The organism is Ramlibacter sp., from assembly GCF_013697775.1.
GTDB lineage: Bacteria > Pseudomonadota > Gammaproteobacteria > Burkholderiales > Burkholderiaceae_C > Ramlibacter.
In genome coordinates this window covers 1-5,831 of record NZ_JACCWG010000096.1, presented here as the reverse complement: position 1 = coordinate 5,831, position 5,831 = coordinate 1, and the positions used below count along the sequence as shown (strand labels likewise).

Annotated in this window: 6 protein-coding genes and 1 pseudogene; 3 read left to right on the top strand and 4 right to left on the bottom strand. The window is 68.6% G+C overall.

Annotated elements, in window-relative coordinates; all coding sequences use genetic code 11:
* The 3 genes and pseudogenes from aepY to H0U68_RS05150 all read right to left on the bottom strand — a co-directional run.
* Positions 1 to 989, bottom strand: a 989-nt coding sequence (gene aepY / locus H0U68_RS05160) for a phosphonopyruvate decarboxylase (RefSeq protein ID WP_296353340.1), incomplete at its 3' end; no start/stop codon positions are given.
* Positions 990 to 1,047: 58 nt separating this feature from the next.
* Positions 1,048 to 1,881: pseudogene (aepX, locus tag H0U68_RS05155) on the bottom strand (phosphoenolpyruvate mutase); the annotation flags it as partial.
* Positions 1,882 to 1,916: 35 nt separating this feature from the next.
* Positions 1,917 to 2,651 carry an SDR family oxidoreductase gene (locus H0U68_RS05150; RefSeq protein ID WP_296353338.1) on the bottom strand — a complete coding sequence of 245 codons (735 nt, stop codon included), beginning with the start codon at positions 2,649 to 2,651 and terminating at the stop codon, positions 1,917 to 1,919.
* Positions 2,652 to 2,928: 277 nt separating this feature from the next.
* Between H0U68_RS05150 and H0U68_RS05145 the strand changes: the two genes are divergently transcribed.
* Complete coding sequence (locus H0U68_RS05145; RefSeq protein WP_296353336.1) at positions 2,929 to 3,846, top strand: LysR family transcriptional regulator; 918 nt, start codon at positions 2,929 to 2,931, stop codon at positions 3,844 to 3,846.
* 21 nt (positions 3,847 to 3,867) lie between these two features.
* On the opposite strand, the gene H0U68_RS05140 is transcribed toward H0U68_RS05145, so the two are convergent.
* The gene (locus tag H0U68_RS05140; RefSeq protein ID WP_296353334.1) at positions 3,868 to 5,010 is read right to left on the bottom strand and encodes an aromatic ring-hydroxylating dioxygenase subunit alpha; all 1,143 of its coding nucleotides are present in this window, start codon (positions 5,008 to 5,010) and stop codon (positions 3,868 to 3,870) included.
* Between the two features lie 138 nt (positions 5,011 to 5,148).
* Between H0U68_RS05140 and xseB the strand changes: the two genes are divergently transcribed.
* The gene (gene xseB, locus H0U68_RS05135) at positions 5,149 to 5,376 is read left to right on the top strand and encodes an exodeoxyribonuclease VII small subunit (RefSeq protein ID WP_296353332.1); all 228 of its coding nucleotides are present in this window, start codon (positions 5,149 to 5,151) and stop codon (positions 5,374 to 5,376) included.
* A 44-nt stretch (positions 5,377 to 5,420) separates the two neighbouring features.
* Positions 5,421 to 5,831 (top strand): polyprenyl synthetase family protein (locus tag H0U68_RS05130; protein WP_296353342.1); only part of this gene is annotated, 411 nt, incomplete at its 3' end.

The window sequence follows — 5,831 nt, the reverse complement described above, 5'->3', positions numbered from 1 at the left end:
GGCCGGCGCACGGCCTCGGCCAGTTCCGCGCCGGTGGCGCAGCGCAGCGCCGAGCGGTAGCCCAGCGCCAGCGCCGCCTGGCAGAAGTCGACGCTGGCCGCCGCGGTGCGCTGGCCGCCGGTGGAGTCGTACTGGCCGTTGTCCAGCACCAGGTGCACCAGGTTGCCGGGCGCCTCGGCGCCGATGGTGGCCAGGTTGCCCAGATGCATCAGCGCCGCGCCGTCGCCGTCCAGCACGACGGCCGTGCAGTCGGGCCGCGCCAGCGCCAGGCCGTGGGCCAGCGCGTTGGCATAGCCCATGGAGCCCACGCAGTACAGGTTGCGTTCGCGGTCCAGCAGGGTGTAGAGCTCGCGCCCGGTCTTGCCGGTGGTGGCGATCACCGCGGCGCCGGGCGGCACCACGTCGCAGAACACGGCCAGCGCTTCGGCGCGTGTCATGCGCGCCTTGTCCGGGCGCGTGGCGTCGGCTTCGATGGAGCGGGCCGGTTCGCCCGCGAAGCTGTCCTTCTCCACCACCAGCGCATACGGCTTGTGCGACGCGGCCATGGTGGCCAGCGCCGTCTCCAGCACCGCGCCGGCGGCGTCCTGCTCCTTGGGCAGCACGGTCCAGGGAACCTCCATCGCGTCCAGCAGGGCGGTGGTCCGGCGGCCCATCAGTTCGTGCTGCGGCTCGTCCTGCTCGCCCGGCTTGCCGCGGTGCGAGATCAGCAGCAGCGCCGGGATGCGGAAAATCGCATTCAGCGAAGTCAGCGGGCTGACCATGTTGCCCAGGCCCGAGTTCTGGCACAGCACCACGCCCGGCGTGCCGCCCAGCCAGCCGCCCGACACGATGGACAGCGCCTCGCCCTCGCTCGACGCGGCGACGTAGCGCAGTCCCGGGCGCGCGATCACCTCGTCGATCAGCGTGGACAGAAACGAGCAGGGCACGCCGGCATAGAGGCCCAGGCCGCGCGCCTGCAGCAGGTCGATGAACCAGCGGCTGGAAATCACGCCGACCCCGTCACAGCGCGTAGCGCTTGTCGGCCTCGCGCGCCTGCACTTCCCCGGTGAGGTTGAACACCTCGTCGAGCGACGCGATGTCCTCCTCGATCGGCGCCACCGATTCGTTGCGCATGATCGCGCTGGTGGTGCGCCGCATGGCGGAAATGGACGAGCGCAGGCTGTGGTTGGCCCAGATCACGCAGGAGATGCCGGCGTCGCGGAACGCCGATGCCGGCGTGCGGTAGTACATGGTGGGCACCACCACCAGCGGGCTGCGGCGCTCCCAGCGGCGCGCGAACTCCAGCACTTCGTCGGCGGTCTTGCGCTTGGAGTGGATCAGGATCGCGTCGGCGCCGGCCTCGCGGTAGCGCTCGGCGCGCTCCAGCGCTTCTTCCATGCCGCGCCCGGCGATCAGTGTTTCGGTGCGCGCGATGACGCTGAAGTTCTCGTCCACCTGCGAGTCCTTGGCGGCGCGCAGCTTGGAGCAGAAATCGTCGATCGGCGTGAGCTCCTGGTTGTCGCCCAGGAAGGAGTTCAGCTTGGGAAAGATCTTGTCTTCCAGGCACACGCCGGCGATGCCGCGCTGGCCCAGCTTGCGCGTGAGCCGCATCACGTTCTGGTAGTTGCCGAAGCCGGTGTCGCCGTCCAGCAGCACGGGCACGCTGACGTGGTCGGCCATGAATTCGGCCACGTCCAGCACCTGCGTCCACGACGCATGGTTGCGGTCGGCCAGGCCCAGCGTGGCGGAGATCGACAGGCCCGAGGCCCAAACGGCGCGAAAGCCCGCTTCCTGCGCGATCCTGGCGCTCAGCGCGTTGTGCGCCTCCATGACGAAAGTGATGTCGTCGCCGAGGATGTACGACTTGAGCGCACGGCATTTGTCCTGGTAGTTCACTTTCATTCTCCCTTTCGAAACAACTGCAAATGGGCCGGCGCTCAGCGCCCGCCCGCGAGATCGATGAATGCGCCGGTGACGTAAGACGCTTCCGGCGCGCACAGCCACACGATGGCCTGCGCCACTTCTTCCGGCGTGCCGCCGCGGCCCATCGGCAGCGAGGGCCCGATGCGGTCCACGCGGCCCGGCTCGCCGCCCAGCGCGTGCATTCCGGTACGGATGAAGCCGGGGCGCACCGCGTTGACGCGGATGCCTTCGCCCGCGACTTCGCGCGCCAGGCCCAGCGTGAGGCTGTCCACCGCGCCCTTGGACGCGGCGTAGTCCACGTACTCGCCGGGCGAGCCCAGGCGCGACGCGGCCGACGAGACGTTGACAATGGCGCCGCCTTGTCCGCCGTGGCGGGTGGACATGCGCAGCACCGCCTGGCGGCAGCAAAAGAAGCTGCCGAACACGTTGGTAGCGAACACGCGCTGCAGCCGCTCGGCATTCACGCCCTCCACGCGCGATTGCCGCTCCAGCGTGCCGGCGTTGTTGACCAGCGCGCTCACGCGGCCGAGCTCTCGCTCTACGGTGGCAAATAGCGCTTGGACATCGGCTTCGCTGGATACGTCGGCCTGCACCGCAAGCGCGGCGGCGCCCTGGCGACGGAGGTCGGCCTGCAGCGCGAGGGCCTGCTCCTCGCTGTTTCGGTAGTTGATGCACACGGCGTAACCGTGTGTGGCGGCGAGGCGGGCCACCGCCGCTCCGATGCCGAGCGCGGCCCCGGTGACGAGCATCACCTTGTCCAAGATGGTGCCTTCGGGGCGCGCAAAAAGTTAATGACCAGCGCACGGCTGCGCACCGTCGCTGCAAACAACTTACTAGATATTTCTTTTCTCCCTGGAACCCGCTTCAGCACAGCCTTTGGTGTGGTTTCCCCCAGGGGAATCCGCGCCAGCGGCTTCTACATTTCGCCCTCTCAGAGGAACGAGGTGTGTGTCATTACAAAGACAAAGCGGTTTCGCTGGAAATGAATCTTCAATGCCCTCCTATAAAAAACCTTTATCACTGCGCATGCTTCCGTCGGTGCGCCAATTGCGCGCGTTCGTCGCCGTTTACCATGCCGGCAGCGTTTCGGCCGCCGCCGACCAGCTCGCGCTGACGCAGCCCGCGGTCACCGTGCTGCTGCGCGAACTGGAGGAACGCCTCGGCGTGAAACTGTTCGACCGCAACACGCGCACGCTGCGGCGCACCGAGGCCGCCACCGAGGCCATCCGCTTCGCCGAAGGCGTGCTGTCCGATCTGGAGGCCATGACGCGCAGCATGGCCGAGCGCGCCGGCAGCCAGCGCGGCAAGATGCGCGTGGCGGCCACCCTCACCATCGCGCAGACCCTGCTGCCCAAGGCGGTGCGCGCCTTTGTCGACCTTTACCCGGGCGTGCGCGTGTTCATCCAGGAATGTTCGGCCGCCGACTTCGTGGAGGCCATGGTGGGCGAGGGCTTCGACCTCGGCATCGGCTCGCTCGAAGGGCCGGTGGCCGGGCTGCAGGAGGAAGTGTTCCGGCGCGAGAGCCTGAGCGCGGTGGGCCTGCACAGCGCGAAATTCCCGGCCAGCCGGCCGATCACCTGGGAAGAGCTGGCCTCGCTGCCGGTGGTGGCGTTCAAGCCCGGCTACGCGATCCGCCACCACGTGGACGCGGCGGCGGAGACGGCCGGCGTGCGGCTGAAGATCGCCTACGAGGTGTCGATGTTCGCCACCGCCATGGGCATGGCGGCGAGCGGGCTGGGCGTGGCGGTGGTGCCGGCCGAGATGTCGTCGATCGAGCGCTTTCCCGAGCTGGCCGCGCGCCAGCTGGTGCATCCGCACGTGGAGCGGCAGACCTCGGTGGTCTACCGGGGCGAGCGCACGCTGACGCCGCCGGCGCGCGCCTTCGCCGACCTGCTGGCGCGCGACTTCAGCGGCGCCCCCGGCAGCGGAGACACCGGCGCGTGAGCGCCGGTGCAGTTGGGGACGTCAGGCCTGCGGCGCGTCCGTACCCATCATGGTGCGGTACCACTCGTGGAAGTGCTGCATGCCGTCCTCCATCGGGCTCTGGTAGGGGCCGGTCTCGTTGTCGCCGCGCTCCATCAGGGCCTTGCGGCCCGCGTCCATGCGCAGCGCGATCTCGTCGTCCTCCACGCAGGTTTCCATGTAGGCGGCCTGCTGGGACTGCACGAACTCGCGCTCGAAGGCGGAGATCTCCTCGGGGTAGTAGAACTCCACCACGTTGAGCGTCTTCTGCGGGCCCTTTGGGTAGAGCGTCGAGACCACCAGCACGTTGGGATACCACTCCACCATCACGGTGGGGTACAGCGTCAGCCAGATGGCACCGTACTTGGGCTTGCGGCCCTCCTGGTACTTCAGCACCGCGTCGTGCCACCTGCTGTAGGTGTCCGAGCCGGGGCGGCCCAGCGCGTTGGACACGCCCACGGTCTGCACCGAGTGGTGCCGGCCGAATTCCCAGCTCAGGTCCTCGCAGGCGACGAAGTTACCCAGGCCCGGGTGGAACGGGCCGACGTGGTAGTCCTCCAGGTAGACCTCGATGAAGGTTTTCCAGTTGTAGTCCACCTCGTGCAGCTTCACCGTGTCCAGCACGTAGCCGGAGAAGTCCAGGTCGGCGGCCGGCCCCATGGCCGCCAGCGTGCCGGCGACGTCGAAGCCGTTGTCCTCGAACAGTAGGCCGTTCCAGCGGCGCAGCTTGTAGTTGTTGAGGTTCAGGCACGGGTCGGCGGCGAAATGCGGCGCGCCCAGCAGGGTGCCGGCACGCCCGCCGTTCACGCCGCTGTAGGTCCAGCGGTGCACCGGGCAGACGATGTTGCCCCCGCCGGCATTGCCGGCGATGGAGCCGCGCCCGCGCAGCATGATGGCCTGGCGGTGGCGGCAGACGTTGGACACCAGCTCCACGCCGCCGGCCCCACGCACCAGGGCACGGCCTTCGCCTTCCTGGGGCAGGGCGTAGTAGTCGCCGACTTCGGGTACCGCGAGTTCATGGCCCAGGTACCGTGGAGAATGCTGAAAGATGAGCTCCATCTCGCGCGAAAACAGCGCCTTGTCGAAATAGCTTGAAACGGGAAGTTGGCTTTCGGCCTGCTTGAGCTGAAGACTTAAATCAGACATTGAACCTGACCTAGAGACTCCCCCTATGAAGGGGCAGGGAAGCGCTTTGGGCGCTGCGGAAACGAGGGGCGATTCTACCCGGCAGCAGTATCTGGGGGGCCTCAGCCTAAAATCCAGGGTTTGACGCAGCTCAATTTGATGTCCAAGCAGCCTTTCCAACCCCCCGCCAGCTATGAAGCCGCCCTTGAAGAGCTCGAGCAGCTCACCGGGCAGATCGAGTCGGGCAAGCTCCCGCTGGAGCAACTGCTGGCCGGCTACGAGCGCGGCGCCGCGCTGCTGAAGTTCTGCCGCGACAAGCTGCAGGCGGTGGAAAACCAGATCAAGGTGCTGGACGAAGGCACCCTCAAGCCTTGGACGCAGGAGTGAACGGCCCGCCTGGCGCCGATCCGGCCTTCGATGTCAGGGGCTGGATGGCCGAGCGGCTGGACCGGGTGGAGCAGGCGCTCTCGCGCTGGGTGGTGGCCGACGCCCCGGCCGGCCTGGGCGAGGCCATGCGCTACGCGGTGCTGGACGGCGGCAAGCGGCTGCGCCCCATGCTGGTGCTGGCCGCCGCCGAGGCGGTAGGCGGCGACCCCGAGGCCGCCCTGCGCGCCGCCTGCGCGGTGGAACTGATCCACGCCTACTCCCTGGTGCACGACGACCTGCCGTGCATGGACAACGACGTGCTGCGCCGGGGCAAGCCCACGGTGCACGTGAAGTTCGGCGAGGCCGGCGCGCTGCTGGCCGGCGACGCGCTGCAGGCCCTGGCCTTCGAGCTGCTGGCGCCGCTGGACGCAGGCGTGCCGCCGCCAGTGCAGGCCCGCCTGTGCGGCCTGCTGGCG